The sequence below is a fragment of the Polaromonas sp. genome (assembly GCF_029945685.1).
In the GTDB taxonomy this organism is placed as follows: Bacteria; Pseudomonadota; Gammaproteobacteria; order Burkholderiales; family Burkholderiaceae_C; genus Polaromonas.
On the sequence record NZ_JAQSDA010000006.1, the window covers coordinates 234,690 to 261,594 of the forward strand.

The following is a 26,905-nucleotide window of genomic DNA, read 5'->3' on the forward strand; positions in this document are numbered from 1 at the left end:
AAAAACATGAACGACACATTGTTAAGGGTCGAAACCCTGTCCAAGCGCTTCGGCGGCGTCGAAGCCGTTGCCGGTGTCAGTTTTCACGTCCGGCGCGGTGAAATCTATTCCCTGATCGGCCCCAACGGGGCCGGTAAGACGACCACCTTCAACATGATCAGCGGCGTCGTCAAGCCCAGCAGCGGCACCGTGCATTTCGATGGCCACGACATCACCGGCATGCCGGCGCACCGCCTTGCCGCCATCGGCATCGGTCGGACCTTCCAGAACCTGGCAGTGTTCAAACATGCCAGCGTGGTGGACAACCTGCTGGTCGGTCGCCACTGCCACATGGCCACCAACGTGCTGGATGCCTCGTGGTTCTTCGGACGGGCGCGGCGCGAGGAGCTCGAACACCGCCGCAAGGTGGAAGAGATCATCGACTTCCTCGAAATCGAGGAAATCCGCAACATGCCGGTGGGCACCCTGTCCTATGGCCTGCAAAAGCGGGTCGAGCTCGGGCGCGCCTTGGCCACCGAGCCCAAGCTGCTGCTGCTGGACGAAATGGTGTCGGGCATGAACAGTGAAGAAACCGAAGACATCGCCCGCTTCGTGCTTGACATCCGCGACGAACTGGGCATCACGGTGCTGATGGTCGAGCATGACATGGGCATCGTGATGGACATCTCCGACCGCATCTGCGTGCTCAACTTCGGCCGCAAGATCGGCGAGGGCACGCCGGCCGAGATATCGGCCAACCCGGCCGTGATCGACGCCTACCTGGGCAGCAAGACCAAGGAGGCCGCATGATCGACAACCTGGACGCCTTGCTGCGCGACGGCAACACCACATTCCCCAAGCTGCTCCAGCACTGGGCACAGCGCTTTCCCGATGCACTAGCGTTTCGCGAGAAGGATTACGGCATCTGGAACCGGATGACCTGGCAGCACTATCTGGAGACCGCTCGCCGCTTCGCTCACGGCCTGAAGGCCCTCGGATTCGAAAAGGGGGACCGCCTGGCCATTGCCAGCGAGGACAGCCCCCACTGGATGTTCTCCGATCTGGCGACGCAGGCCATCGGTGGCATTGTGGTCGGCATCTACCCCACCAACCCGTGGCCGGAACTGCAATACATCGTGCACCACTCGAACAGCAAGTTCGTGGTCTGCGGCGACCAGGAGCAGGTCGACAAGGTGCTCGACGCCATGGACAAGCACGCCACCGGCCTGCCCGACCTGGTGAAGATCATCTGCGCCGACATGAAGGGGATGCGCGGCTACAAGCACGACCAGCTGATGTCGTTCGACGACGTGCTCGAGCTTGGCGACCAATACGCTGCGGCATCGGCCCAGCACGCGGGCACCTTTGATCGCGCCATCGAGGACACCCAGCCCGACGACACCTGCATGCTGGTCTATACCTCGGGCACCACCGGTCCGCCCAAGGGCGCGATGCTCTCGCACCGCAACCTGATCGTCACCGTTGACAAGCTCAAAACCCACTTCAAACTGGACCGCCAAAACTACGAGGTGGTCTGCTACCTGCCGTTGTGCCACGTGGCCGAGCGTGCCTTCTCGACGGTCTTGCACCTGCTCACCGGCGGTGTGGTCAACTACGCCGAATCGATCGACACGGTGGCCGTCAATCTGCGCGAGATCGCACCCACGGTGTTTTTGGGTGTGCCGCGCATCTGGGAAAAGCTGCAGCAAGGCATTTTGATCCGCATGCAGGACGCCTCGCGCTTTCAGCGCTGGGCTTTCAAGCATTGCCTCGATGCCGGGCGTCGTCTGTTCGAAAAAGTCGAGGCGCAAGGGGGCCAGCGCAGCCTGTCGGATCGCCTGCGCTTCTTCGTGCTGTGGTTGATGATGTTTCGCAATCTGCAGAAATTCATCGGCCTGGACCGCATGCAGTGCGGCTTCTGTGGCGGCGCCAGCGTCTCGCCCGAGGTACTGAAGTTCTTCCGTATTCTAGGCATTCCGGTGTACCAAGTCTACGGCATGACCGAGTCCGGCGGCGTGATTTTCTTCCAGCATGAAAAAGCTGTCAAACTGGGCGCCACAGGCCTGCCCATCGACGGCCTGAACTGGAAGATCGCCGACGACGGCGAGCTCATCGTCAAGCACCCCGCCGTGTTCAAGGGTTATCTCCACGACGAGAGCGCCACCGCCAAAACCGTGATCGACGGCTGGCTACACACGGGCGACATCGTGGCGCTGGCTGACAACGGCGAGCTGATGATCGTCGACCGCAAGAAGGCCATCATCATCACCAGCGGCGGCAAGAACATCGCGCCGTCCGAGATCGAAAACGCGCTCAAGGACAGCCTGTATGTGCGCGAGGCCATCATCCTGGGCGACGGACGCCACTATCTGGCGGCGCTGATCCAGGTCGACTACGAAACAGTGGGCAAGTGGGCCCAGGAGCGCAAGTTGGCCTACACCACCTACAAGAGCCTGGCCGCGCTGCCCGAGGTGCGCGAACTGATCGACGAGAACGTCAGGCGCGTGAACAAGCTGTTTGCCCGGGTCGAGAACATCCGCAAGTTCCTGATCCTGGAGAAGGAACTCGACCACGACGACGGCGAACTCACCGCCACCCAGAAAGTGCGCCGCAACGTCATCGAAAAAACTTTCTCCAAAGAGATCGCGATCATCTACGGTGGAGGGGCGGGCTGATGGACTATTTTCTGCAACTGGTCATTTCCGGCATCGCCGTCGGCCTGGTCTACGGCTTCATCGGCATGGGCTTTGCCATGATCTACCGCGCCACCGGCGTGGTGAACTTCGCCCAGGGCGAGCTGATGATGCTGGTGTCCTACATCGCCTTCACCCTGGCCGGCACCTTCCAATTTGGCTTCTGGCCGATGCTGCTGCTGACGACCGTCGCCTCGGTGCTGATCGGCCTGCTCATCGAGGTCTTGCTGATCCGTCCGATGCTCGGTCAGCCGGTGTTTTCCACGGTGATGGTGACCATTGGCCTGGCCGTGATCCTGCGCTCGGTGGTGGTGCTGATCTGGGGCGCCGACCCCATGCCGCTCAATGCGGGCCTGCCAACGGAGGTCATCAGGATCGGCCCGGCCGGTCTGTACCCGGCGCAGCTGTATGCCGTTGGGCTGATGGCGGTCGTGCTGCTCGGCCTCTGGACTTTCTTTCGCTATTCGCGGATCGGCATCGCCATGCGCGCCACCGCCAACGTGCAAACCGCAGCCCTGCTGATGGGCATCAATGTCAAGCGCATCTTCGCCTTGTCCTGGGCCCTGTCGGCCGGGCTCGCAGCCATTGCCGGCGTGTTGATCGGCGTGATCTACGACGTCAACCCCGGCATGTGGACGACCGGTCTGCGCAGCTTTCCGGCAGTCATTCTGGGCGGGCTGGACTCGGTGTTCGGTGCCGCGCTAGGCGGCATTCTGATCGGGGTGGTCGAGAATCTGTCGGAAGGCTATATCGGCCGCGGCATGAAGGAGATCGCTGGTTTTCTTTTGATCCTCGTCGTTCTCATGGTCAGACCCTATGGCCTGTTCGGCAAACCTGAAATCGAGCGTGTCTGATGCGTAGCGGAAATTTCAAACAAAACTATCGTCAATTGCTGGCGCTGACCGACTCCGTCCCTGTCATCGTCTGGTCGTGTCTGCTGGTGGCATTGCTGGCGGCCGCGCCACTGCTGCTGTCGAAGTACTATGTCTCCGTCATTCTGCTGCTGCTGATCACAGCGGTGGGGGTGTTGGGCCTGAACCTGCTGACCGGGACGACCGGGCTGATCTCGCTCGGGCACTCGGGCTTTCTGGCGGTCGGCGCCTACACGGCCGGTATCGTGGCCGGCAAACTTGGCTGGCCGATGCTGGCGGCCATCTTCGCCGGCGGCGTGAGCGCTGCCGTCGCCGGGATCATCGTGGGCATACCGTCACTGCGCCTCAAGGGCCTGTATCTCGCCATCACGACGATGGCGTTCGCCGTGATCATCAACCACCTGATCCTCAACGGCGGCAGTCTCACCGGTGGCTCGGAAGGCCTGACGGTGCCGCAGCCCTCCCTGTTCGGTCAGGCACTGGGCGCCGAGCGCGGCTACTATTACGTGGTGCTGGCCTTTTTGGTGGTGTTCACCTTCATCACCCTGAACATCCTGCGCAGCCGCATTGGCCGGGCGTTCCTGGCGATTCGGGAGCACGACATCGCAGCCAAGGCCATGGGCGTCAACCTGGTCCGCTACAAGTTGCTGGCGTTCATGGTCAGCGCCTTCTACACCGGCATCGCCGGGGGCCTGCTGGCCTATTACACACGCTACCTGAACGTGGACAGCTTCAGCCTGCTGATATCGATCGAGGCGCTCTCCATGCTCATCGTGGGTGGCCTGGGTTCGGTGGCCGGAGCCTTGCTCGGCACGGCTTTCATCGTCCTGCTCAATGAGAGCCTGGGCTTCGTATTCGGCATGATCGGCGCCAGCTTTGGCGGATCGGGCTCCACTGCCGCCTATGAGATCAAAGGCGTCATTTATGGGCTCGCGATTGTGTTGTTCCTGCGTTTTGAGCCCGATGGCCTGATGGGCCGATGGCGCGACATCAAGCACTACTGGACCCACTGGCCCTTCCGTTTCTGACCCCGCAGCACACGCGCTGCTTATTCCATAGGAGACCTGAGATGCGAACACTACAGAAGCTGACCCAGCGCCTTTGCCTCAGCGCACTCGCCACACTGACCTTCGGCAGCGCGCTGGCGGCAGACCCCGGGGTCACGAACGACAAACTCGTGCTCGGTGCCGTGATGCCGCTCAGCGGCCCGCCCAGCATTATCGGCAAGGCAATTGCCACGACCTTGAGAGTCTGGGAACAAGACGTCAATGCGCGCGGCGGCATCGGCGGGCGCAAGGTCGACATTCGCATCGAGGACGACGGGTATGTGCCGCAGCGCGCCGTCCAGGGCCTCAAAAAACTGATTGATGTTGATCATGTCTTTGGCTTGATCGGAGTCTCCGGCTCATCGCAGTTGCTGGCCATGCTGCCCATCATCGACGAGCAGCAGATCCCCGCGATCAACCACATCGCGGTCAACAGCGCCCACTTCAACCCACCGCGCAAGACGCTGTTCAATATCGGTGCAACTTACTGTCAGGAGGTCTCTGCCAGCATGAAGCATCTGGTGACATCTCAGAAGCTTCAGGGCTCCAAGTTCGGCCTGATATTTCAGGAGGATGATTATGGCGTCGATGTCAAGTGTGGCTACGACCAGGCCCTGAAAGAGCTCGGTTTGAAAAGCAGCATCGAAGTTGCCTACAAACGCGGAGCGAAGGATTTTTCCGCCGAGGTGTTAAGCGTGCAGCGCGCCGGCGCCACCTTTGTGCTGACCGGCGGCATCATCACCGAAACCGCCGCCATGCTCAAAGAGATCGCGAAGAACCAGATGCAAGTCGTGCGCCTGGCCGCTCACCCTTCGCATCTGCCTGCGGTGCTGGCCCTGGCCGGCCCGGCAGCGGACGGCATGTACGTCGCCGAGTATGTGCCTCCAGTGACCGACACTGAAACCCAAGGCATCGGCAAACTCACCGCACTGACCTACAAATACTTTTCAGCCAATGAGGTCAAGGGCATGAACCGGTATTCATTGACCGCCTATGTGGGTGTCCAGTTGCTCGAATCAGCGCTCAATGCCTGTGTCAAAAACCTCACGCGTGCCTGCGTGGTTGAGAAGCTTGAGCAGACCAAAAACTTCACCAGCGACGGCATCATGGCGCCCTTGACCTTCGGGCCCAATATTCGACAGTCGGGAACCCGCCCTATTTTGCTCAAAGCGAATGCCAGCGCCGGGAAATTCGAGCGAGCTTCTGAATTTTTGAGCGCCAAGTGACCCTGACGACGCGCCACTAGCCCTACCCCCAATTCTCGACCAGGAGTGCCTTTTCATGACACGCAAATACTTTCGATATGCCGCCACCAGTCTGCTCAGCATGGTCATCGGCCTGACGGCCACGACCGCCGCCGCTGCCGACCCCGGCGTGACCGACACCAAAATCGTCCTCGGCTCGGTGACGCCCGTCAGCGGGCCCCCTAGCCTGCTGGGCAAGGCCCACATGCTTGCCTTGCGGGTATGGGAACAAGACGTCAACGCCCGCGGTGGCATCAACGGCCGCAAGTTGGAAATTCGTCAGGAGGACGACGGCTACGTGCCCCAGCGTGCCGTGCAGGGCGTCAAGCGACTGGTCGACGTGGAAGGCATCTTCGGCCTGATCGGCACCTCGGGTTCAGCCATGCTGCAAGCCATGCTGCCCTACATCAACGAGCAGCGCTTGCCAACCATCAACGCCATGGCCGTGGCAGCGGCGCATTTCACGCCACCGAACAAAACGGTATTCGTGGTGGGCCCAACCTATTGTCAGGAGTTGAGCTCCGCCATGAAGTACATGGTGGCGAGCAAGAAGCTGCAGAAGGAGAAGTTTGCATTGGTCTATCAGGATGACGAGTTTGGCAGCGACGTGCGTTGCGGCTACCAGAAGGCGATCAAGGAGCTGGGGCTCAACAGCGTGTCCGAGATCTCCTTCAAGCGTGGCACCAAGGACTTCTCGGCCGAGATGCTGAGTCTGAAGCAGGTGGGTGCAACCTTTCTCGCATCGGGCGGCGTGGTGGCCGAGCATTCGATGCTGATGAAGGAAGCCGCCAAAAACCAGATGCCGCTGACCATCCTTGCGGTGCACTCGGCCCACCTGACCCCTGTTCAGGCGCTCGCCGGCGCCGCGGGCGATGGCTACTTCGTCGCCGACTATGTCCCGCCTCTGACCGACCTGTCGGTGCCAGGCATGGCCAAGTTCATGGGGTTGGCACAGAAGTATCTGTCAGCCGACGAGCAGAAGATGCTCAACCGCTATTCGATCACAGCCTATGTCGGTGCGCTGCTGATGGAAGACGCGATCCGCCGCTGTGGCAAGGCGCTGACCCGCGCGTGTGTCGTCGAGAAGCTGGAAACAACCAAGAACTTCAGCACCGATGGGCTGGCTTCTCCAATCAGTTTTGGCCCCAACTACCGGCACGCGCCGAGCAGCGTGCTCGTGTTGCGTTCGGACGCCAAAAACTCCCGCTTCGAGCGCGTGTCCGACCCCATCCCCGTCCTCGATTGATACCAGACGCCGTTGCATGCATTGACCGTCACCCGCCGTACAGCTGGTTCCGCCCGTGTTTCAAAAAGTTCTGATCGCCAACCGTGGCGAAATCGCGCTGCGGATCCTGCGCACACTCAAGGGCATGGGGCTCGCCACCGTGGTGGCCCACCACGCGGTGGACGCCGATAGCCCGGCCGTGCTGGAGGCTGACGAGTCGGTCGAATTGCACGGCTCGACACCCGTGGCTGCCTACCTCGATATCGCGCAGCTGGTCGAAGCGTGTCGGCACAGCGGGGCACAGGCGGTGCATCCCGGTTACGGCTTCCTGTCTGAAAACGCTGCGTTTGCGCGTGCGCTAGACGCTGCTGGCATCGTCTTCATTGGCCCGCGTTCGGACACCATCGAACTGATGGGCGACAAGGTGCGCGCGCGCACCTTCGTCGCCAAACGCGACTTTCCGGTAGCGCCGAGCGCCATCGAGGACGATGACCCGGCCAGCTTCGTCGAGCGCGCTAGGGCGCTCGGCGCGCCACTGCTGATCAAGCCTTCAGCCGGCGGTGGCGGCAAGGGCATGCGCATCGTGCGTGACCTGTCCGTTTTGGATCGCGAGATCGAGACCGCGCGCCGCGAAGGCGAGCGCTACTTCGGCGACGGCCGCCTCTTCGTCGAGCGCTACGTCGAGCGCCCGCGGCACATCGAGGTACAGGTGCTGGGCGACGCGCATGGCCAGTTGGTGCATTTCTGGGAGCGTGAATGTTCAGTGCAGCGACGCTTCCAGAAAATCATTGAAGAAACCCCCTCCCCGGCTCTGTCACCCGCGCAGCGCCACGAGATTTGCGAGGCCGCAGCCGGCATTGCCCGCGCCGTCAACTATCGCGGCGCCGGCACCGTGGAGTTCATCTACGGCGCTGGTGGCGAGTTTTACTTTCTCGAGATGAACACGCGTCTGCAGGTCGAACACCCGGTCACCGAAATGGTCACGGGCTTTGACCTCGTTCGCGAACAGGTGCGCGTTGCCCAGGGTGAGCCGCTCGGCTACACCCAGGCGGACATCACCCAGTCGGGGCACGCCATAGAGTGCCGCCTGTACGCGGAAGATGCCGCGCATGATTTTCGCCCATCCACCGGTGACATCCTCTGCTGGAAACCGCCTTGCGGGCCAGGCGTGCGAGTGGATGCGGGCGTGCGTGAAGGCCAGTCGGTGGGAACCTCTTTTGACCCCATGATCGCCAAGATCATTTGCCACGGCAACACCCGCGCACAAGCCATCGAGCGCTCGGCGCAGGCACTGGAGCAATCGGTGCTGTTGGGTCTGACCACCAACGCACGCTACCTTACGCGGGTACTGCGCCATGCCGAGTTCCGTGCTGGCCAGGCCGACACCGACATGCTGGCACGCTGTGCCGACGAGCTGCGCGAGTCTCTCACGCCCGATGACATCGACCTGGTACTCGCATCGGCGGTGCTCGCCGACCGCGAACTGTTGCGCGCCATGCACGCCATTCCCGCGATGCACGCAGCCATGGGCCCCTGGAGGAATTGACGATGCGCCGTCGCTATGTCATCAATGGCCAGCCCCATGATCTCGTGGTAACACCTGGAGCGAATGGCGTGTTCCACGTCAGCCATGGCGAACGCAAATTCGAGATGCAGGGGAAGGCGCTGCCTGATGGCCGTTGGCGGGTAACCGTGGATCAGCGCTCGCAAACCGTCTGGATCGCCGCGCAAGGCGACAGCCGATTCGTGCACAGTGCGGCCACCGGTGCCCTTGAAGTCGAGGTGATCGATCTCAGCGTACCTTCCGGTGGCAACCGGGCGGGTGCCGCTTCCGACTTGCTGCAGGCACCGATGCCCGGCACGGTGATTTCGGTTAATGTGGCAGCCGGCGATGCCGTGCACGCGGGCCAACCGCTCATCGTGATCGAAAGCATGAAGCTGGAAACCACGCTGACGGCACCGCGCGACGCCCGGGTCAAGACTGTCCACTTTGACGTCGGCAAAACCTTCGCGCTCAAGTCCACCCTGGTGACGCTGCAAGACCTCTGAGGACTTATTGATGAAACGCATCGACTCCCGCATCGACACCGCATCCGAAGCGTTCCGGCGAAACCATCAAGCCATGAGCGCCATCGTCGCGAATTTTCGCGAGCGCATGGAAATCACGCGCCACCAACGTCCGCCGCATGAGATCAAGCGCGTGCGCGCGCAGGGCAAATTACTGGTACGTGAACGGCTGGACCTGCTACTCGATCCCGGTACGCCCTTTCTTGAGTTCTCGGCGCTGGCTGCCTGCGAGGACTACAACGGCGAGGTACCGGGTGCCAACGTGGTCACCGGTCTCGGCGTGGTCAGTGGCCGCGAGGTGCTGATCCACGCCGACGATTCCAGCGTCAAGGGCGGTGTCTGGTACACGCTCACGCCACGCAAGCTGGCACGCCTGCTGGACATTGCGCTGGAGAACCAGCTACCGGTCCTGCATCTGTGCGACAGCGGCGGCGCCTTCCTTGAAGAACTGTCAGGCGTGTACATCGAAGGTGGCCGGGTGTTCCGCAACCAATGCCTGCTGTCCAAGGCCGGCGTGCCGCAGGTCGCGATGGTGTTCGGCCACTGCACCGCCGGCGGCGCTTACATCCCAGCGCTGTGCGATTACAGCATCATCGTGCGTGGTACCGGCGGCGTGTTCCTCGGCGGGCCACCGCTCGTCAAGGCCGCCACCGGTGAGGAGCACACTGCCGACGAGATCGGCGGTTGCGACCTGCACACCCAGGTATCCGGCACAGTCGACTACCCGGCCGACGATGAAGCCCACGCCATCGCGATTTGCCGAGAAATCGTCGCGCAGTTCAAACCAGCGACGAAAAGCTACCTGCCCGAGCGCGATGCCGAGCCACCCTACTACGACCCCGACGAAATGCTGGGCATCGTTTCGCCCGACCACCGGGTGCAGTTTGACCAGCGCGAACTCATCGCCCGCATCGTCGACGGCAGCCGCTTCCACGAATACCAGCCCGCCTATGGCACGACGCTGGTCTGCGGCTACGCCTACATTTGGGGCTACCGCGTCGGCATCCTGGCCAACAACGGCGTGTTGTTCAGCGACAGCTCCAAGAAGGCGGCGCACTTCATTTCGCTATGCAACCAGAACCGCACGCCGCTCGTGTTCCTGCAAAACACCACCGGCTACATGATAGGCCGTAGCTACGAGATGGAAGGCATCACCAAGGACGGTGCCAAGATGCTGATGGCACAGGCTGGCAGCGAGGTGCCCAAGTTCACCGTGATCACCAGCGCGGCATTCGGCGCGGGCTACTACGGCATGTGCGGCCGGGCCTGGGATCCGCGCATGATCTGGGCCTGGCCGAACGTGCACATGGGCGTGATGGGTTCGGACCAGGCCGCCAACACACTGGCCGATGTGAAAATCGCACAGCTGCGCCGCAAGGGCCACACGCCCGATGAGGCCGAGATGGCGCAATTGCGCCAGCGCGTGTACGAAAAGGCCGAGCGCGAATCCAACGCCTACTTTGCCACCTCGCGCCTGTGGGACGACGGCCTGCTGGCGCCCACGGACACGCGCAACGCACTGGGCATGGCGCTGTCAGCCGCCGCCCACGCCCCTATCGCCGACCCGCATTACGGCATCTTCCGATTCTGAAGGGACCACATGACAGAAGACACTACCTTCGGCTTCGACGACGAAGCCCTCGCAACCCGACCCACCGTCTACCAGCCCGGCCTGTTCGATGGCCAGGTGGTGGTGGTCAGCGGTGCCGGCAGCGGCATCGGCAAGGGAATCGCCTTTCTGTACGCGCGCCTGGGCGCCAGGCTGGTCATCTGCGGGCGCGATCAGGAAAAGCTCGAAACCTGCGCCGAATGGCTGCGCCGTCTCGGCAGCCCTGACGTGCTGGTGCAACCCATGACGATCCGCGAGCCCGAGCAGGTGGAACAGTTGATCGATATGGCGTGGCTGCACTTCGGACGCATCGACGTGCTCGTCAACAACGCCGGCGGGCAATTCCCACAGCGGGCGCTGGACTACAGCGTCAAGGGCTGGAAGGCGGTGATAGACACCAACCTGAACGGCACCTGGTACATGATGCAGGCGCTGGCTCGCCGCTGGCGCGACACCGGCACGCAGGGCAACATCGTCAACATCGTCGCCACCTTCCAGCGGGGCATGCCGGGCGTGGCGCACACCTGCGCTGCGCGCGCCGCCGTAACCCACCTGTCTAAAACTGTTGCAGTGGAGTGGGCGCAGCATGGCATCCGCGTCAATTGCATCGCGCCGGGAGCGATCGCCAGCACCGGCTTCCGCCAGTACTCCGCCGAGGCGGTGAAGGCCTTTGCCGGAGCCAACCCGATGAAACATGTCGGTGACGTGCAGGACGTGGCCGAGGCCGCAGTCTACCTCAGCGCACCCAGCGGCAAGTTCATCACCGGCGAACTGCTCACGGTGGACGGCGGCGGCGTGCTCTGGGGCGAAGTCTGGACCATCGCCAAACCCGATTACTTCAAGGTGAGCGCATGAAATCGGCTGAGACGCCACACCCCAAGTTCGGCCCGGGCGACGAAGCCCTGGCCGCGCTCCCGACGGTCTACCGCGATGACCTGTTCGCCGGCAAGGTGGTACTGGTGTCGGGCGCCGGCAGCGGCATCGGCAAGGCGATTGCCTTCCTGTTCGCGCGGCTGGGCGCCACGCTCGCCATCTGCGGGCGCAAGGCCGACAAACTCGAGGATTGCGCCGAAAAACTGCGGGCCTTGTCGGGCCGCGAGGTATTGACCTACCCGATGACCATCCGCGAGCCCGAGCAGGTGGACGCCATGCTCAGTGCCGTGTGGGAACGCTTCGGCGGCGTAGACGTGCTGGTCAACAACGCCGGCGGCCAGTTTGCCGCCCATGCGATGGACTTCAGCGTCAAGGGCTGGAACGCGGTGATCGACACCAACCTCAACGGCAGTTGGTACATGATGCAGGGAGCGGCCAAACGCTGGGTGGAACAGGGCCGACCCGGCAACATCGTCAACATCACCGCAGCCATCGACCGGGGTCTCACGGGCATGGCGCACACGACCGCCTCGCGCGCGGGCGTCATCGCGCTGTCGCGCACGCTGGCCATCGAATGGGCAGAGCACGGCATACGCCTGAACTGCATTGGCGCCGGCGCCATCGAAAGCAACGGTTTCAACAACTACCGCGAGGAGAATGTGGCAACCTTTTACTCGTGCAATCCGATGAAGCGGGCCGGCGACGTGCAGGACATCGCCGAGGCGGTGGTCTACCTCGCCGCTCCCTCGGGCAAGTTCATCACCGGCGAGGTGCTTAACGTCGAAGGCGGGATGCTGCTGTGGGGCGAGTTCTGGCCTGCTGGCAAGCCGGACTACTTCAAGGTCGATCCAGCGTGACCACACCGGCAGTCCTTCCGTCCGCCACCTATTCTCACGGGCCGTTCCAGCAGCTCGTGGGCTACGACATCCTGCACGGAGAAAACGGCCTGTATTTCAGGCTGCCCATACGGCGCGACCACCTCAACCCCCATGGCGTGCTGCACGGTGGCGTGCCTCTGACCCTCCTCGATGCGATCGGGGGAAGATCGCTGATCGACCGACCGATTCCGGGCAGCGAACAGCTCATCCAGTCCTCTGTCACGGTCACGCTCACGGTGGACTTCATGCGTGCCGTCGGCACCGGGATTCTGTTTGCCTCGGCCACGCCGGATCACATCGGCAAGACACTGGCCTACGTCTCGGTGAAAGCGACGCTAGACGCGCTGGATGGCGACATCGTGTCACGTGGCATCGGCACCTACCGCATCTACACCAAGTCGCTGGTAAAGGCAGTCTGAGCGGCGCGGGGCCGCAAGCCGCCTGGCAGCGTACTCCCGCTCAATGCACGTGATCATCGGGTGGCGGCAGGATGGGCGGCTCGCGGTGGACGCGTTCGATTTGGTCGAGCCAAAACTGCGTGTCGCGCCATCCTTCACCGGCACCCTCCTCGTCCTGCGGCAGCCAGCGCCACTCGGACATAGCCGAAGCGGTCAAGCAGGAATTCCATGTGAGACGGTGGCTCCCCCAAGACGGTCTTGCCGGGGTCGCTCAAGGTGCGCCGCAACAGCAGTAGGCGGTCGCCGCTTCCTAATGGCTGCTGCCCTCGGCGGCCTCCTGTACGCCCTCGCCGCTGGCGAGGGCACGCTGCACCAATGCCGGCCAGCCCTCGGTGATCCCGAGGACATGATCAACCGCTTCGTCGCTGGCCAGCAGCCGGCGCTGACGCACCAGTTCCCGCACATCCTGCGCGTCGAGCTTCAGCTCGCGCTGTGTCACCCAGCGTACCAGCCCGCGCGCGGTCAGGGTGGCCAGATCGAGTTCCATCCCCTCCCGGCCGCAAACCACGAACCTCACGTGGTCGGGCGCCGCGACCAACAGCCGGCTCAGGGTGAAAGCACTCTCGCTGCCACGCGACACATGCACATCGTCGAAAAATAGCACCATGGGACGACGACGTTGGCCAAGGGCCTGCAACAACGCCAGCAAGCTGCTCTCGACCGCCGCCGTCGCGTCGATGGCACCCATCGCGACGGGCTCCGACGGACCTCCGACTGCATTCAACAAAGAGCGCACAAAGAACACCTGGTCGCGCCAGGAAGCGTCGAGGCCCACCCACAGGGGGTCGGCATCTTTGCAAGCGCGAAACCAACCTCCCATCAATGTCGTCTTGCCATAGCCGGCCGGCGCAACGATGGCCACGATCCGATCACGCATGGACAAGGGCACAATCGCCCGCCGCGCAACCGTGGCCGTCGTCAGGTCAGGGGGAGCCCCCTCGACTACCGCCTGGGAGGACGACGCAGCGAAATGGGGGCAGCGAAATGTCGCTTTGGGTTGGGTCATGCCTTCAGACACTCAGAAGGCGCACGAAGACGCTGTTTCACGCTTGAAGTCCGGCCGCCCGGAATCGCGGCAGCGCCACGCCACCGTCGACGGGCTCGCAAACCAGCTCGACAGCCATGTCGAAGGTGACCACCGAAGGGTCTGCGCCGACGAAGGCGCTGATCATCCGCGGACCTTCTTCGAGTTCGACCAGCAGCACGGCATAGGGCGTGTCCTGTTTGAAGGCCGGGCCGGGCGCCCGGTGCACCACGCTGAACGAATGCACCTTGGCGCGCCCGCTGGCGGCGCGGTGCTCAAGGCGCTCGCTGCCGCACTCGCGGCAGATCGCCTGCTGGTAGAACTGCACATGACCGCACGCAGGGCAGTGCTGCAACAGCAGCTTGCCCTCCTGAATGCCGTGCCAATAGGTTTGCGAATCCGCATCCGGCGTCGGCTGCGGCTTGATGTGGGCGTCCTTCGGGTTGATCAAAGCGTGGCCTCCGTTCCCAGGATGGTGGTGGCGTTGGTTGCAAAGCCGGCACCCAGGCTGTGCACGAGGCCGAGTTCAGCGCCCGCGACCTGGCGTTCACCGCAGCTTCCGCGCAGTTGGTTGACAACCTCGTAGAAATGAAACAAGGAACCCGGCATGCCCGAGTGCGCAAACGACAGCAGGCCACCATGGGTGTTGCAGGGAATCGCGCCGCCGTAGGTGATCTGCCCGTCCTCGATGAAGCGCCCACCCTCCCCCTTGGGGCAGAAGCCGAGGTCCTCCAGCATCATGATCACCGTGCCGGTGAAGCAGTCATAGACCCCAGCCACATCGATGTCCTTCGGCCCGCAACCGGCCATGGCGTAGGCCTTGGCACTCGATTGCACGGCGCCGGTGGTGGTCAGCGAGGGCATCAGGAAAATGTGCTCGTGCGTGTAGCACTCGCCACCGCCCAGGATGTAGATGGGCTTGGCAATTCCCAGCGCCTTGGCGCGCTCGGCCGAGGTGACGATGAAGGCTGCTGCGCCGTCGGAGATGAGCGAGCAGTCGAGCTTGTGGTAGGGCGTTGTCACCCAGCCAGAGTTCAGCACGTCGTCGACCGTGAGTGGCCCGGTCATCTGCGCGCCTGGCGTACGCCGCGCATGGTCACGGTGAATCACCGCCACCTTGGCGAACTGCTCGGAGGTGGTGCCAAACTCTTTCATGTGCCGATGCGCGGTCATGGCGAAGGTGTTGGCCACGGGAATGCCGAAGGGCATTTCGTATTGCTGGTCACGGCTTTCGGTCATCGAGCGCAAGGCAAGGTCGGGCGACAAGCCGGTGAGCAAGCTGTCGCCACCCACCACCAGCACGGTCTCGGCCAGGCCGCCGGCAATGGCGGCGGCGGCGATGTTGAACATGGTTGCTGCCGTGGCGCCCGAGACCTGCAGCGTGTTGGAGAACGTCGGCTGGATGCCGAGGTACTCGCTGAAGGCCACGCTGAAGCGGTGGAACGGCGAGGCAAAGGCGGAGCTTGACAATACGCCATCGACCTCGTGCTTGCCGATGCCGGCGTCGGCCAGCGCCTTGCCTGCCGCGTCTGCGGCCAGCGCGAGCGCGCTCTTGCCCGGCACGCGGCCAACCGCGGAAATTCCGGCACCGATGATCGCGGTCTTGCCTCGTAGCGAGTGCGTTGAGGAAATGGATTTGATGCTCACCATGAGAGTCCTCGTTCAACGTGCGGTGTCGAAACCATGGAAGCTGGCGAACGTCTCCACCTCCCCGCGTTCAGTGATGAAGGCATTCTCCGGCGCCGACAGGTCTTCGTGACCCAGGGCAATGCCGCAGGCGAGGATTTCGTGGTCACCCATCGGCAACTGGGCGCGCGCCACCTTGTGGAACCAGGCAAACGCGGCCTGCGCGCAGGTGTGCAAACCCTGCGCGCGCGCGGCCACCATGATGTTCTGGATGAACATGCCCAGGTCCATGAAGCTGCCGGTGTTCAGGCGCCGGTCGAGTGTGACGAGCAGCCCCACCGGCGCGTCGAAGAACGTGTAGTTGCGCAGCATCTGATGCTCGCGCGCCGCCACATCATCGCGGGCTATGCCCAGGGTGGCATACAGACCGAAGCCGCAGCGACGCCGGCGCTCCAGATAGGGCTCGACCCAGGTGGTGGGGTAATACGCGTACTCGGGCTGGTGGCGGTCAGGCTCGTGCGTGGCCGCATCGATGAATGCCTCGCACAGACGCTGCCGGGACTCGCCCGCCACCGCATACACCTTCCACGGCTGCACGTTGTTGCCACTCGGGGCCCGCGCCGCCACGCGCAGAATATGGTGCACGACCGAAGTGGGAACGGATGTGGGTAAAAACCGTCTGACCGATTTTCGGCTGCGAATCGCTTCATCAACATGCACGGATGGACCGCCTTTCTAACTGCGTAGAGTTACAACGACGCGCGGAGACTGCACCGCTGGACTCCAACACGACGTTCGGATAGGATTGCGGCATGAATTCTACCAAACAACCGTTTGACTGGGTGCCCACCCAGGAACTGATTGCGCAATCAAACCTCACGGCATTCCTGCACAAAGTCAGCGAGTCCAACTTCGAGAGCTTGGGCGCTCGTGCCGATGCCGACCCGGCCTGGCTGATGCAGGAAGTCTTCGAGTTCTGCGACTTCCGCTTTTACCAGCCCTACACGCAGATGCTCGACACCTCGCGCGGCATCGAGTGGGCACGCTGGTGCGTCGGCGGCACCACCAACATCGTGCTCAACTGCCTGGACCGGCACCGCGGCACGCCGGTCTGGGAGCAACCCTTTCTGGTGTGGGAGGGCGAAGACCCCAAAAACCGCAAGACCCTGAGCTACCGCGAGTTCGATGCCGAGGTCTGCCGCCTGGCGGCGGCGTTGCAGTCGCTGGGCATCGGTCGTGGCGATCGGGTCGGCCTGTACCTGCCCAACCTGCCGGAGACCTTTGTCGCCTTCTTTGCCGTACTGAAAATTGGCGCCGTGTTGATGCCCTTGTTTTCGGGCTTCGGGCCGCAGCCCATCGTCGCCCGCCTGAACGACGGCGAAGCCAAGGCGGTGCTGACGGTGGACGGCACCTGGCGGCGCGGCACCCCCGGCGTCATGAAGTCGGTGCTTGACGAAGCCCTGCGCGAGGTACCCAGCGTGCAGCACGTGGTGGTGTTGCGCCATCTGGGTGAAGCGTCCCCATGCCCGATGACACCGGGACGCGACCACGACTGGGCCAGCCTGGTCGCCGGCCATCCCCACGACATGCCGACCGCCGAGATGGAGGCCGACGCGCCCGCCGTGCTGCTCTACACCTCGGGCACCACCGGCAAGCCCAAGGGCTGTGTCTGGACCCATGTCGGCTTCCTGGGCTCGATGGTCACGCGCGACATGCACATCTGCGCTGATTTCAAACCGAATGATCGCTTCTTCTTCATGAGCGACATGGGCTGGATGGTGGGTGCCATGTGCGCCTGCATTCCGAGCTATTTCGGTGGCAGTCTGCTGGTGGCCGAGGGCACGCCCGACTTTCCCGACACGGGCCGCTTCTGGCGCCTGGTGCAGGACCACAAAGTCACCTATCTCGGTGTCGCGCCCACGCTGATCCGCAGCCTGATGCGCTACGGCTCCGAGGAAGTCGAGCGCTACGACCTGTCCGCACTGCGCATCACCTGTTCCGGCGGCGAGGCCTGGACCGAGGCGCCCTGGCGCTGGTTCTTCAAGCACATCTGTAAAGAGAAATTGCCGTTCCTGAACATCGTCGGCGGCACCGAGGTGGGCGGCTGCAATTTCACCGGCACCCTGCGCCATCCCTTGCGGCCAGGCTCGTTCGGCGCGCGCGGGCTTGGCGCCGGGGTCGACATCGTCGATGAAAGCGGCCAGCCGGTCGGCGCGGGCCAGGTCGGCGAGCTGGTGCTGCGCAACCCCAACATCGGCTTCACCAAAAGCCTGTGGCGCGACGACGAACGCTACCTCGACAGCTACTGGCGCACCCTGCCCGGCGTCTGGGTGCATGGCGACTTCGCGATGCGCGACGAGGACGGCCTTTTCTACATCCTCGGGCGCAGCGACGACACGATCAAGGTCTCGGGCAAGCGCACCGGCCCGTCGGAGATCGAAACCCTGCTCACCGGCACCGGCAAGGTGTCGGAGGCGGCCGTGATCGGCGTGCCCGACGAGATCAAGGGATCGGCCATCATCTGCGTTTGCGTGCCCATGCCCGGCGTGGCGGCGGACGCAGCGCTGCAGGCCGAACTGTCGCAGGCGGTCGTCCATGGCATGGGCGCCTCCTACCGCCCCAGGCAGGTGCTGCTGGTCAGCGACCTGCCCAAGACGCGCAACATGAAAATCATGCGCCGCGTCGTGCGGGCCGTGTACCGGGGCGACAGTCCGGGCGACTTGTCGTCGCTGGTCAACCCGGAAACGGTGGCCGAGCTGCAGGGCAAGCTGGCGAGGTGACGTGGGGCAGCTTGCTTTCCCAGTGATTTGGCACGTCGGCAGAATTTACTACGACCGTGGTCCAGAGCCAGCAGCAGTGGCGCGACATCGTGAAGCGTGTGCCGCCGATCGGGGTGCAGTGATCAAGGCGCCACTACGGCGGTGCTATGGGGGGTGTGATCGCAGGCTTGCCGGGTTCGCCCGTCTGCCTGAGTTCTGTTAGCAGTTCGCGGAAGCGTACGGCCGCAGGTAGCTCGGTTTTGGGATGCGTTGCCACGGCAAGGGCGACGTTAAGCTGCTCGGATGCACCCGACAATTCACGGAAAACGACTCCCCTTGATGCCTGCGCCTGACTTGCGGAGGGCACAAGGGCCACGCCCATGCCGCTTTCCACCAGGCTCACGATGGTCTGCACCTGCACAGCCTCCTGCGCCACGTTGGGCGTAAAGCCTGCCGCCTGGCAAACGCTGATCACCTGCCCACGCAGGTTCAATGCCGACACCGACGAGTACATGATGAAGGGCTCGTGTGCCAGGTCCATGAGCTTGAGTCGTTTGCGGCTTGCCAGCGGGCTGCCGGTCGGCAATACAGCCACCAGCCGGTCGTATTCGACCGGCTGCAAGCAGGCCGTGGTGGCTTCGATAACCGGGTAACGCACAAAGCCAAGATCGAGTTCGCCCTGTTCGATCTCGCGCAGGATCTGGGTGGTCGAGCATTCGCGAAGGTCAAGCTCGACGAGAGGATAGCGTTCCCGAAACTGCGGCAGCGCGCGCGGAAACAGCGTGTAGGTGGCCGAGCCGACAAAGGCGATGCGGAGTTTGCCGCCGATGCCACCGGAGGCATCGGCGGCGGACTTGCGCAGCTGGTCCGAATGGAAGGCAATCAGTTTTGCGTGGGCGAGGATGGCCTCGCCAGTAGCAGTCAGCCGAAGCCCGCGGCGCTCGCGCAGGAACAGCGGGCTGCCAAGGTCATCCTCGAGACGTTTGATCGAGACGGACAACGGCGGCTGAGCCATGTGCAGATGCTCGGCTGCTTTGCGGAAATTGAGCGCCTCGGCCACAGCGATGAACTGGTTGATCTGGCGAAGATTCATAACAAAAGAGTATCACTAGACGGAAAATTAAGTATTGGACTGGTATGGCTAGCTTGCCTACAGTCTAGCCCATCGACAACCATCGCCACAACACTGGAGCAATTGAAATGACAGAGCGCGAAGAAACCCTTGAAATGCTTGTAGACGCCGTGCGGCGCTTTGCCCGTGAGGTGCTGCTGCCAGCGGAAACCATCGTCGAAGAAACCAACGAGATCCCCGAGCACGTCGTGCGCGGCCTGAAAGACCTGGGCCTGTTTGGCATGACCGTGCCCGAAGAATACGGCGGCCTGGGTCTCAGCATGTACGAGGAAGCGCGTCTGGTTTTCGAGGTTTGCTACGCGCAGCCGGCTTTCCGCTCCTACTTCGGCACCACCAATGGCGTGGGCACGCTGGGTATCATCAATTACGGCACCGAAGAGCAGAAGCGCAATTACCTGCCCAAGCTGGCTTCGGGCGAGATGATGGCTTCCTTTGCGCTGACCGAGCCGGACTCTGGCTCCGATGCCGCTTCGCTCTCGACCAAGGCGGTGCGTGATGGTGACTTATACGTCATCAACGGCACCAAGCGCTATATCACCAACGCCATCCACGCAGGTGTGTTCACCGTTTTTGCCCGGACTGCGCCCAAGGAGGCGGGTTCTAACGGCATCTCGGCCTTCTTGGTCGATCGCAACACGCTCGGCCTGACCGTGGCCAAGCCGTACAGGAAGATGGGCTTTGCCGGCTCGCACGAGTCCGATGTGATTTTCGAAGACGTGCGTGTTCCGGTGAGCGCCATGCTCGGCGCCGAAGGCACGGGCTTCAAGAACGCAATGAAGTCGCTGGACCATGCGCGCCTGCACATGGCTGCTGTGGCCACCGGCCTGTGCCAGCGCCTGCTGGACGAAGGCGTTCGCTATGCGTCCCAGCGCAAGCAGTTCGGCAAGCCGATCGCCAGTTTCCAGCTGATCCAGGCCATGTTGGCCGACAGTCAGGCCGAAACCTACGCCGCCCGCGCCATGGTCGAGCGGGCTGCCCGCGACAAGGACGCCGGCAAGTCCTGCACCAAAGAAGCCGCCTGCTGCAAGTATTTTGCGACTGAGGCCGCGGGCCGCATCGCCGACCGCATGCTGCAGATCCACGGCGGCGCCGGCTACATCAAGGAATACGCAATCGAGCGCCTGTACCGCGACGTGCGCCTGCTGCGCATCTACGAAGGCACGAGCCAGGTCATGCAGCTCATCACGGCGCGCGAACTGTTGCGCGAACACGGCGCATGATGCCTGGAGAAATGAAGTGAGCGGCCCCCTGAGCGGAATCCGGGTGCTGGACCTGACCAGTGTTGTCATGGGGCCGTATGCGAGCTCGGTGCTGGCCGACTATGGTGCGGACGTCATCAAGATCGAGCCACCCGCTGGCGACGTCATGCGCAAATCCGGGCCCATGCGCAACCCGGACATGGGGCACTTCTTTCTCTCAATTAACCGCAACAAGCGCTCTGTCGTGCTGGACCTCAAGCAGCCTGCGGCCTTGGCCGTGCTGCTGCGCATGATCAAGGATGCGGACGTGCTGGTCTATAACATCCGGCCTCAGGCCATGGATCGGCTTGGCCTGGGTTATGAAGCGCTGCATGCCATCAACCCGAAGCTGATTTATGCTGGGGCCTATGGCTTCAGCCAGAAGGGCGCGTATGCGGCCAAGCCGGCGTATGACGACCTGATCCAAGGCATGGTCGGTATTCCCTGGCTGTCGCAGGAAGCCGGCGCCGACAAACCGCGCTACGCGCCCATGGTGCTGGTGGACCGCATGGCCGGCCTGCAGTTGTGTACGGCAGTGACGAGCGCACTCGTCTACCGTGGGCGCACCGGCAGGGGCCAGCGCGTGGATGTCCCGATGTTCGAAGGCATGCTGTCTGTCGTGCTGGGCGAGCATCTGGCTGGCCATCAGTTCATTCCGCCCGCGGGACCCACAGGCTACCAGCGCAGCCTAGCGCATGACCGCCGTCCCTACCAAACCAGCGATGGCTACATTTGCACGCTGGTCTACAACGACAAGCACTGGCGCAGCTTCTTCGACGCCATCGGAAAGCCCGAAGTTTTCAGAGACGACGGGCGCTTCCAGAGCCAGAACCAGCGGCTGGTCAACATCGACTACGTCTACGGGTACCTCAGCGAAATCATCAAGACGCGCAGCACGGCCGACTGGCTGGCACTATTCGAGAAAGCCGACCTGCCTGCGGCACGCATGTACAGCATTGATGACATCCTCGTCGATGAGCACGTGACGTCCACCGGCTTCATCCGCAAGATCACGCATCCGACACAAGGCGAGCTTTACACTACGGCCATTCCCACCGAATGGTCGGAGTCGGAGCCTGAGAACCGTTACCACGCGCCTGAACTGGGCGAGAACACGCGCGATGTGCTGACTGAGTTCGGGTATACCGAAGAAGAGGTGATGCAGCTGCAGGCCAGCGGTGCGGTAGTTTGCCGCGCTTGAGGCCACGCTTGGTGCTAACCCGATACCTATGGCCGAAGTGTGTCGCGGCGCGTGGCTATGTGCCAAAAAGCCGCGCATTGTTCTGACGCTGACTGTGGAATCGAGCCCAGTTTTGGGTAAAAAGATAAAAGGCAAGGACTCATTTTGGAGCCAGCAGAACCTGAACCAGAAGACCCCTCTCCTCGAAGAGCGCAAGGACGTGCAGCCCGGCGCATTATCAGGAGCGGGGAGAAGCACTCTGCTAGGGATCAAGAATCTGATCTTGCTCGATAAGCGCACCGAAGGGGTCCACTCTAAGAGGCGTGAGTCCCTGCCGCGCAATATCTGCTGAAGATGAAAACCCAGAGCGCGGCTATATCGCTGGTCGAGTAACCGCTGGCTATTGTGCTTGAAATTTTGCAGCACGTAATGTCATCGGCATCGACACCATCATGTGCGAAGACTCGTTTCAAGCACTGGGCGAAAGCGCGCAGGCACACAAAAAGTAGCTGGGGGTCCAACGCGAAAAAACAAGTCTGCGTTCAGCCTTGACCAGATAAAATCCGGATCAGGTTTTGCACCAGCGGCGTTCCATTCAGGGGATCTGTGACCAGCGCGAGGCCAACCTTCAGCGGCTCTTTGTGATCGCGTATACGCAAGAACGTCACATTGCGACCCAGTGTTGGCTCACAGGATCCGGGCACGAGCGCGACGCCCCATCCGCTTTCGACCAAGCTGATGATGGTGTGAATCTGAATAGCTTCCTGGCTGACGAGAGGCATGAATCCGGCCCCTTGGCAGGCAATGGATACCACGGCATGCATCGATGGCGCATGCAGCTGGGAATATTGAATGAAGGCCTCGCTGGTCAATTCACGCAGGCGAATCGTGCCCTTAGCGGCCAGCCGATGGGTACGCGGCACCACGGCAACAAGCTGCTCAGTTTCCAGCACATGGGTAGCCAGCCCTGTGGGATGGATGACTGGGTGGCGCACGATGCCCACATCGACCACGCCGGTACGCACGCGTTCGACAACCTGCGTACTCGTCCCTTCAGTAAGCTCCATCTCGACTTCGGGAAACCGGCGTCGGAACTCGGGAAGCCGTTGCGGCAGCAGCCGGAAAGTCGCGCCGCCGACGAAGGTCATCTTCACGATACCTGCATCGCCGGTAGCGGCAGCCCCCGCCAGCCTGGAGACGTCCTGTGCGTGTGCCAGTGAATGGCGGGCCGACGACAATGTCAGCCGCCCGGCCTGCGTCAGCGAGACGCGACGCGACCCACGATCGAAAAGCCGGGCGCCGATTTCTTCCTCAAGATTGCGGATCGAGATCGAAAGCGCCGGCTGGGCAATATTCAGGCGTATGGCAGCTCGACTGAAATTCAGCGTCTCAGCCAAGGTAATGAAGTGACGAAGTTGCCTTAGTTCCATGGCGGATTATTTATTGATACTTTTTATAGATCAAGACATATTTGATATTTGTGGAAATGATGCGTTTTCACTAAGATCGAAGAATGAACAAGCCTTCAAACCCGTCGCGTCTCGCTGAAAATTTCGACGCACCGCTGCACGGCATTCGCATCATCGACCTGAGCACGGTAGTGATGGGTCCTTACGCCAGCCAGATACTCGGTGAGTACGGGGCTGACATCATCAAGATCGAGGCTCCCTCGGGCGATAGCACACGTGAGATCGGGCCTTCGCGCGCAAAGGGGATGGCTGCGCTGTTTCTCGGAGTGAACCGGAATAAGCGCAGCGTTGTTCTCGATCTAAAGACGCAAAAGGGGCGCGAAGCTCTCATGGCGCTGGTAAGCACTGCGGATGTTTTCATGCACAACATGCGCCCTGAAAAGCTGGCCGGGCTCGGCCTCGGGCCTGAAGTCCTGCGCGCCTGCAATACCCGGCTTGTCTTTGCCGAACTGGTAGGCTTTTCCTCCAGGGGGCCGTATGCGGGTCAACCCGCCTACGACGATGTCATTCAAGGCTTGGCGGGCATGGCCGCATTGATGGAAATGCAGAGCGGCACGCCGCGCTACCTGCCGACGACAGTCGCCGACAAGGTGGGCTCACTCTATGCGGTCAACGCGATTCTGGCGGCAGTGATCAAACGTAACCGCACGGGCGTCGGTTCAACCGTTGAAGTCCCGATGTTCGAATCCGTGGTGTCGTTCGGACTCGTGGAACACATGCACGGCGCGCAATTCGATGCGCCCTCCATGCCCATCGGTTACCGCCGAGCCCTCATGCCGACGCGGCGACCCTATGCAACTCTGGACGGTTACTTGTGCATCATGCCTTACACGGATGCCCACTGGCAGGCCTTCCTGCGCGAGACCGATGACGAAGAGGCGCTGCTCGACACGAGGTTTGCGACCATCGCGGATCGCACGCACCATATTGAGGCCTTGTATGAACGCCTTGAAGCGCACATCCGTAAGCGTTCCACCGCCGACTGGCTCGAAGTGTGCCGCCGTCTGGACATCCCGGCGGCGCGCATGAACCGCCTGGAAGAGCTGCAGGATGACCCGCACCTCAAGGCTGTCGGCCATTTCGTGCGGGTGGCGGACCACGAGATGGGCGCGCTCGTCTTTCCGGCTAATCCGGTGAGGTTCGATAAATGGCAATCCGTGCCTGAAATTCCGCCAAGACTGGGCGAAGACACTCAGGCCGTGCTGGAAGACGCCGGTGTGTTCCTTGCCGTTGCGATAGTTGATGGGCGACTTGTCGCATGAAGGTACTTGAAGGCATCAAGGTGCTGGAGCTTGGGCGCGTGCCCCCCGCCGAACTGCCCGGAATGATGCTTGCCGACATGGGTGCAGACGTGTTGAAGATCGACACGCCGGCAGCAGCGGGGCAGTCGGACGCGGCGCGCTCAGAAGCGTTTTCGCATACCAACCGCAACAAGCGGTCCATGGCCCTCAACCTCAAGGCGCCAGAAGGACACGCGATCTTTCTGGAGCTGGCTGAAAACGCCGACATTGTCATCGAAGGCTTCAGGCCTGGCGTCATGAAGCGCCTGGGAGCGGACTACGAATCACTCCGGCAGCGCAATCCCCGCCTGATCTTTTGCTCGCTGTCGGGCTTTGGCCAGACTGGGCTCTACAGAGACCGCCCCGCGCACGATCTGAATTTTCTTGCGCTCTCTGGCGCACTCAGCCTGTGGGGGGCCGGGAGTCAAGCACCCGACATCCCGCTGAATCTGGTTGCCGACTATGGCGGCGCGAGCATGCACGGTGCGCTGGCCATTCTCATGGCCCTCTTCGCGCGCGAACGTTCTGGCGCAGGTCAGTACCTCGACATTTCCTATTTCGAATCGACGGTCGCACTGCTTGCGGCGACACCCAACTTACGTCAGGTATTCAGCGCCCGGCATATGCCGGCGGCAGGCGAAGGTGTCTTCTGCGGAGGCTACCCGTATTACGCCCTGTATCCAACCCGGGACAAACAGTTTCTATCCGTGGCATGTTCGGAACCGCATTTGTGGCGCAACTTCTGCGAGGCGATCGACCGCCCCTCACTGGCCGCCCATTCGCGCAAGTCAGAGCATTATTTGCGCGGCCCCGATGCAGCGGAATCGGCTGCCCGGCGCGAGGTCGGCAACGTCATTCTGGGTCGCGACTGCGGCTACTGGGAAGGGTACTTCGCGAAGCTCGACGTTTGCATCGCACCGGTAAAGAGCATCGCTCAGATGCTGGACGATCCGCACCTGAGAGAACGTGGCATGTTCACGAGCATCGCGCACCCATTGCATGGGGAAATTCCCCAATTTGCATCGGCGCTGAGGCTTTCTGAAACGCCGGCGGGCGTCACCAGGCCCGCGCCTGCCACGGGCGAACATACGCGCGAAGTGCTCGCCTCGCTCGGCAAATCCGGGCGAAACATTTCCGGCCTTGCGGCCCGGGGCGTCGTGGGCTGACAGCGGCGACGCGCAAACACGAACCTGACAACAAAAGGAGACAGCAATGAAACACATCAACCGGCGGCAAGCCGCAACCACCACATTGACCACCCTGGCATTGGCCTCCATTGCGCCAGGCAAGGTCTTCGCGCAGGCGTACCCGAATCGGGTCGTCAAGATGATCGTGCCATACGGACCCGGCACGGTCAGCGATGCAACAGCGCGCATGATGGCGGAGCGGCTGGCCGAGCTCTGGGGTGTTGCGGTTGTCGTCGAGAATATGACCGGCGCCGGCGGCGTGGTGGGGGCCCAGGCAATTGCACGGGCTGCTCCCGACGGCTACACACTGGGCATGCTGGCAAGCAACCACGCGATGAACGCCGCGCTGAATTCCAATCTGCCATTCGATCCGGTGCGCGACTTCAAGCCGCTGCTGCACACCACGTTCAACCAGTTCGCTTTTTGCGTGAACTCGGCCGTGCCGGCAAATACGCTGCAGGAGCTGATCGCGCTTGCAAAAGCAAAACCTGGCGTGCTGACCTACGCGTCCAGCGGCAACGGCGGGTCACCACACCTTGCGATGGCCAAGCTCGTCCACATGGCCGGGATTCAGATGATGCATGTGCCCTACAAATCCAACGGTGCGGGAGTGACCGACCTACTGTCGGGTCAGGTCGACATGATGGCGACGTCCATCTCCGTTTTGGCCCCGCACGTGAAGACAGGAAAGCTGCGCGCGCTGGCCGTCTCGGGCGACCTCCGAACGCCCCTGATGCCCGACGTTCCGACAGCAAGCGAGGCCGGTGTGACGGGCTACAGTATGAAGAACTGGAACGGTTTCGTCGCGCCTGCGGCACTTCCAGCGGCGCTTGCTAAAAAGATCCAGAATGACATGATCGCGATCCTCAAAGACAAGCGCACCATCGACCGTGTCGTGGCACTGGGCGCAGAGCTCGAAATCCTGACCGGCGATGAGTTCGATAAAAAACTTCGGGGGGAAATCGCCTCCTGGACCCAGGTCGTCAAGGCCACCGGGGCCAAGACAGACTGACGCTAGGCCGCTGACCTGCGTGCGCTCTCACCACTTTTTTCACCGGAGACCAAA

26 protein-coding genes are annotated in these 26,905 nt (G+C 62.5%); 19 read left to right on the forward strand and 7 right to left on the reverse strand.

The window, feature by feature from the left end; all coding sequences use genetic code 11:
- The first annotated feature begins 6 nt into the window (after nt 1–6).
- Genes PSV26_RS03605 through PSV26_RS03660 form a run of 12 tightly spaced genes read left to right on the forward strand, consistent with a single transcriptional unit; the run spans nt 7 to nt 12,905 of the window.
- Nucleotides 7–789 carry an ABC transporter ATP-binding protein gene (locus tag PSV26_RS03605; RefSeq protein ID WP_300567845.1) on the forward strand — a complete coding sequence of 261 codons (783 nt, stop codon included), beginning with the start codon at nt 7–9 and terminating at the stop codon, nt 787–789.
- A complete protein-coding gene (locus PSV26_RS03610; protein ID WP_300567848.1) occupies nt 786–2,654 on the forward strand; it encodes an AMP-binding protein in 1,869 nt (622 codons plus the stop codon). The genes PSV26_RS03605 and PSV26_RS03610 overlap by 4 nt, the downstream gene beginning before the upstream one ends.
- Nucleotides 2,654–3,526, forward strand: coding sequence for a branched-chain amino acid ABC transporter permease (locus tag PSV26_RS03615; RefSeq protein WP_300567851.1), 873 nt, complete (start codon nt 2,654–2,656; stop codon nt 3,524–3,526). Before PSV26_RS03610 ends, PSV26_RS03615 begins: the two co-directional genes overlap by 1 nt.
- Nucleotides 3,526–4,572, forward strand: coding sequence for a branched-chain amino acid ABC transporter permease (locus PSV26_RS03620; RefSeq protein WP_300567854.1), 1,047 nt, complete (start codon nt 3,526–3,528; stop codon nt 4,570–4,572). The genes PSV26_RS03615 and PSV26_RS03620 overlap by 1 nt, the downstream gene beginning before the upstream one ends.
- Nucleotides 4,524–5,816, forward strand: coding sequence for an ABC transporter substrate-binding protein (locus PSV26_RS03625; RefSeq protein WP_300567857.1), 1,293 nt, complete (start codon nt 4,524–4,526; stop codon nt 5,814–5,816). Before PSV26_RS03620 ends, PSV26_RS03625 begins: the two co-directional genes overlap by 49 nt.
- Before the next feature lie 55 nt (nt 5,817–5,871).
- Nucleotides 5,872–7,080: an ABC transporter substrate-binding protein gene (locus tag PSV26_RS03630; protein WP_300567859.1), complete on the forward strand. Its 1,209-nt coding sequence runs from the start codon at nt 5,872–5,874 to the stop codon at nt 7,078–7,080.
- Between the two features lie 55 nt (nt 7,081–7,135).
- Nucleotides 7,136–8,605, forward strand: coding sequence for a biotin carboxylase N-terminal domain-containing protein (locus PSV26_RS03635; protein ID WP_300567862.1), 1,470 nt, complete (start codon nt 7,136–7,138; stop codon nt 8,603–8,605).
- A gap of 2 nt (nt 8,606–8,607) precedes the next feature.
- The gene (locus PSV26_RS03640) at nt 8,608–9,108 is read left to right on the forward strand and encodes an acetyl-CoA carboxylase biotin carboxyl carrier protein subunit (protein WP_300567865.1); all 501 of its coding nucleotides are present in this window, start codon (nt 8,608–8,610) and stop codon (nt 9,106–9,108) included.
- A 10-nt stretch (nt 9,109–9,118) separates the two neighbouring features.
- Nucleotides 9,119–10,717 (forward strand): carboxyl transferase domain-containing protein, encoded by a 1,599-nt coding sequence (locus PSV26_RS03645; RefSeq protein WP_300567868.1) that lies wholly within the window; start codon nt 9,119–9,121, stop codon nt 10,715–10,717.
- A 9-nt stretch (nt 10,718–10,726) separates the two neighbouring features.
- The gene (locus PSV26_RS03650) at nt 10,727–11,590 is read left to right on the forward strand and encodes an SDR family oxidoreductase (RefSeq protein WP_300567871.1); all 864 of its coding nucleotides are present in this window, start codon (nt 10,727–10,729) and stop codon (nt 11,588–11,590) included.
- Nucleotides 11,587–12,465: an SDR family oxidoreductase gene (locus PSV26_RS03655; RefSeq protein ID WP_300567874.1), complete on the forward strand. Its 879-nt coding sequence runs from the start codon at nt 11,587–11,589 to the stop codon at nt 12,463–12,465. The genes PSV26_RS03650 and PSV26_RS03655 overlap by 4 nt, the downstream gene beginning before the upstream one ends.
- Nucleotides 12,462–12,905, forward strand: coding sequence for a PaaI family thioesterase (locus PSV26_RS03660; protein WP_300567877.1), 444 nt, complete (start codon nt 12,462–12,464; stop codon nt 12,903–12,905). Before PSV26_RS03655 ends, PSV26_RS03660 begins: the two co-directional genes overlap by 4 nt.
- 40 nt (nt 12,906–12,945) lie before the next feature.
- Here the strand turns inward: PSV26_RS03660 and PSV26_RS03665 are convergent, their stop codons facing one another.
- The 5 genes from PSV26_RS03665 to PSV26_RS03685 all read right to left on the reverse strand — a co-directional run bounded on the left by PSV26_RS03665 (nt 12,946) and on the right by PSV26_RS03685 (nt 16,314).
- Entirely contained in the window at nt 12,946–13,101 is a 156-nt protein-coding gene (locus PSV26_RS03665; protein ID WP_300567880.1) for a hypothetical protein, read from the reverse strand.
- A 93-nt stretch (nt 13,102–13,194) separates the two neighbouring features.
- Nucleotides 13,195–13,950, reverse strand: a complete 756-nt coding sequence (locus PSV26_RS03670; protein ID WP_300567882.1) for a hypothetical protein — start codon at nt 13,948–13,950, stop codon at nt 13,195–13,197.
- A gap of 37 nt (nt 13,951–13,987) precedes the next feature.
- Nucleotides 13,988–14,419: a Zn-ribbon domain-containing OB-fold protein gene (locus tag PSV26_RS03675; protein WP_300567885.1), complete on the reverse strand. Its 432-nt coding sequence runs from the start codon at nt 14,417–14,419 to the stop codon at nt 13,988–13,990.
- On the reverse strand, nt 14,416–15,615 hold the full coding sequence (locus PSV26_RS03680; RefSeq protein ID WP_300567888.1) for a thiolase: 1,200 nt from the start codon (nt 15,613–15,615) through the stop codon (nt 14,416–14,418). Before PSV26_RS03680 ends, PSV26_RS03675 begins: the two co-directional genes overlap by 4 nt.
- Nucleotides 15,616–15,630: 15 nt before the next feature.
- Nucleotides 15,631–16,314: a nitroreductase gene (locus tag PSV26_RS03685; RefSeq protein ID WP_366945961.1), complete on the reverse strand. Its 684-nt coding sequence runs from the start codon at nt 16,312–16,314 to the stop codon at nt 15,631–15,633.
- Between the two features lie 92 nt (nt 16,315–16,406).
- Between PSV26_RS03685 and PSV26_RS03690 the strand changes: the two genes are divergently transcribed.
- The gene (locus PSV26_RS03690) at nt 16,407–18,374 is read left to right on the forward strand and encodes an AMP-binding protein (RefSeq protein ID WP_300567891.1); all 1,968 of its coding nucleotides are present in this window, start codon (nt 16,407–16,409) and stop codon (nt 18,372–18,374) included.
- A gap of 133 nt (nt 18,375–18,507) precedes the next feature.
- Here PSV26_RS03690 and PSV26_RS03695 read toward each other — a convergent pair whose 3' ends face one another.
- The gene (locus PSV26_RS03695) at nt 18,508–19,446 is read right to left on the reverse strand and encodes a LysR family transcriptional regulator (RefSeq protein ID WP_300567894.1); all 939 of its coding nucleotides are present in this window, start codon (nt 19,444–19,446) and stop codon (nt 18,508–18,510) included.
- A gap of 107 nt (nt 19,447–19,553) precedes the next feature.
- Here PSV26_RS03695 and PSV26_RS03700 point away from each other — a divergent pair, with 107 nt between their 5' ends.
- The 3 genes from PSV26_RS03700 to PSV26_RS03710 are packed head-to-tail and all read left to right on the forward strand — an operon-like array spanning nt 19,554 to nt 22,255.
- Entirely contained in the window at nt 19,554–20,705 is a 1,152-nt protein-coding gene (locus tag PSV26_RS03700; protein ID WP_300567897.1) for an acyl-CoA dehydrogenase family protein, read from the forward strand.
- A gap of 16 nt (nt 20,706–20,721) precedes the next feature.
- A complete protein-coding gene (locus tag PSV26_RS03705; RefSeq protein WP_300567899.1) occupies nt 20,722–21,924 on the forward strand; it encodes a CoA transferase in 1,203 nt (400 codons plus the stop codon).
- 28 nt (nt 21,925–21,952) lie between these two features.
- Nucleotides 21,953–22,255, forward strand: coding sequence for a hypothetical protein (locus tag PSV26_RS03710; protein WP_300567902.1), 303 nt, complete (start codon nt 21,953–21,955; stop codon nt 22,253–22,255).
- Between the two features lie 190 nt (nt 22,256–22,445).
- On the opposite strand, the gene PSV26_RS03715 is transcribed toward PSV26_RS03710, so the two are convergent.
- A complete protein-coding gene (locus PSV26_RS03715; protein ID WP_300567905.1) occupies nt 22,446–23,333 on the reverse strand; it encodes a LysR family transcriptional regulator in 888 nt (295 codons plus the stop codon).
- An 83-nt stretch (nt 23,334–23,416) separates the two neighbouring features.
- Here PSV26_RS03715 and PSV26_RS03720 point away from each other — a divergent pair, with 83 nt between their 5' ends.
- The 3 genes from PSV26_RS03720 to PSV26_RS03730 are packed head-to-tail and all read left to right on the forward strand — an operon-like array spanning nt 23,417 to nt 26,851.
- On the forward strand, nt 23,417–24,634 hold the full coding sequence (locus PSV26_RS03720; RefSeq protein ID WP_300567908.1) for a CoA transferase: 1,218 nt from the start codon (nt 23,417–23,419) through the stop codon (nt 24,632–24,634).
- The gene (locus tag PSV26_RS03725; RefSeq protein WP_300567911.1) at nt 24,631–25,818 is read left to right on the forward strand and encodes a CaiB/BaiF CoA-transferase family protein; all 1,188 of its coding nucleotides are present in this window, start codon (nt 24,631–24,633) and stop codon (nt 25,816–25,818) included. The genes PSV26_RS03720 and PSV26_RS03725 overlap by 4 nt, the downstream gene beginning before the upstream one ends.
- Nucleotides 25,819–25,864: 46 nt before the next feature.
- Complete coding sequence (locus tag PSV26_RS03730; RefSeq protein ID WP_300567914.1) at nt 25,865–26,851, forward strand: tripartite tricarboxylate transporter substrate binding protein; 987 nt, start codon at nt 25,865–25,867, stop codon at nt 26,849–26,851.
- Nucleotides 26,852–26,905 lie beyond the last annotated feature (54 nt).

What these genes read in the sequence shown, in the direction of transcription:
- PSV26_RS03610 (WP_300567848.1), top strand. Translation starts at nt 786, where the DNA reads ATGATCGACAACCTGGACGCCTTGCTGCGCGACGGCAACACCACATTC.
- PSV26_RS03715 (WP_300567905.1), bottom strand. Translation starts at nt 23,333, where the DNA reads ATGGAACTAAGGCAACTTCGTCACTTCATTACCTTGGCTGAGACGCTG.
- PSV26_RS03730 (WP_300567914.1), top strand. Translation starts at nt 25,865, where the DNA reads ATGAAACACATCAACCGGCGGCAAGCCGCAACCACCACATTGACCACC.
- PSV26_RS03605 (WP_300567845.1), top strand. Translation starts at nt 7, where the DNA reads ATGAACGACACATTGTTAAGGGTCGAAACCCTGTCCAAGCGCTTCGGC.
- PSV26_RS03655 (WP_300567874.1), top strand. Translation starts at nt 11,587, where the DNA reads ATGAAATCGGCTGAGACGCCACACCCCAAGTTCGGCCCGGGCGACGAA.
- PSV26_RS03630 (WP_300567859.1), top strand. Translation starts at nt 5,872, where the DNA reads ATGACACGCAAATACTTTCGATATGCCGCCACCAGTCTGCTCAGCATG.
- PSV26_RS03710 (WP_300567902.1), top strand. Translation starts at nt 21,953, where the DNA reads ATGGCCGAAGTGTGTCGCGGCGCGTGGCTATGTGCCAAAAAGCCGCGC.
- PSV26_RS03625 (WP_300567857.1), top strand. Translation starts at nt 4,524, where the DNA reads ATGGCGCGACATCAAGCACTACTGGACCCACTGGCCCTTCCGTTTCTG.
- PSV26_RS03690 (WP_300567891.1), top strand. Translation starts at nt 16,407, where the DNA reads ATGAATTCTACCAAACAACCGTTTGACTGGGTGCCCACCCAGGAACTG.
- PSV26_RS03615 (WP_300567851.1), top strand. Translation starts at nt 2,654, where the DNA reads ATGGACTATTTTCTGCAACTGGTCATTTCCGGCATCGCCGTCGGCCTG.
- PSV26_RS03650 (WP_300567871.1), top strand. Translation starts at nt 10,727, where the DNA reads ATGACAGAAGACACTACCTTCGGCTTCGACGACGAAGCCCTCGCAACC.
- PSV26_RS03670 (WP_300567882.1), bottom strand. Translation starts at nt 13,950, where the DNA reads ATGACCCAACCCAAAGCGACATTTCGCTGCCCCCATTTCGCTGCGTCG.
- PSV26_RS03725 (WP_300567911.1), top strand. Translation starts at nt 24,631, where the DNA reads ATGAAGGTACTTGAAGGCATCAAGGTGCTGGAGCTTGGGCGCGTGCCC.
- PSV26_RS03645 (WP_300567868.1), top strand. Translation starts at nt 9,119, where the DNA reads ATGAAACGCATCGACTCCCGCATCGACACCGCATCCGAAGCGTTCCGG.
- PSV26_RS03700 (WP_300567897.1), top strand. Translation starts at nt 19,554, where the DNA reads ATGACAGAGCGCGAAGAAACCCTTGAAATGCTTGTAGACGCCGTGCGG.
- PSV26_RS03695 (WP_300567894.1), bottom strand. Translation starts at nt 19,446, where the DNA reads ATGAATCTTCGCCAGATCAACCAGTTCATCGCTGTGGCCGAGGCGCTC.
- PSV26_RS03640 (WP_300567865.1), top strand. Translation starts at nt 8,608, where the DNA reads ATGCGCCGTCGCTATGTCATCAATGGCCAGCCCCATGATCTCGTGGTA.
- PSV26_RS03720 (WP_300567908.1), top strand. Translation starts at nt 23,417, where the DNA reads ATGAACAAGCCTTCAAACCCGTCGCGTCTCGCTGAAAATTTCGACGCA.
- PSV26_RS03620 (WP_300567854.1), top strand. Translation starts at nt 3,526, where the DNA reads ATGCGTAGCGGAAATTTCAAACAAAACTATCGTCAATTGCTGGCGCTG.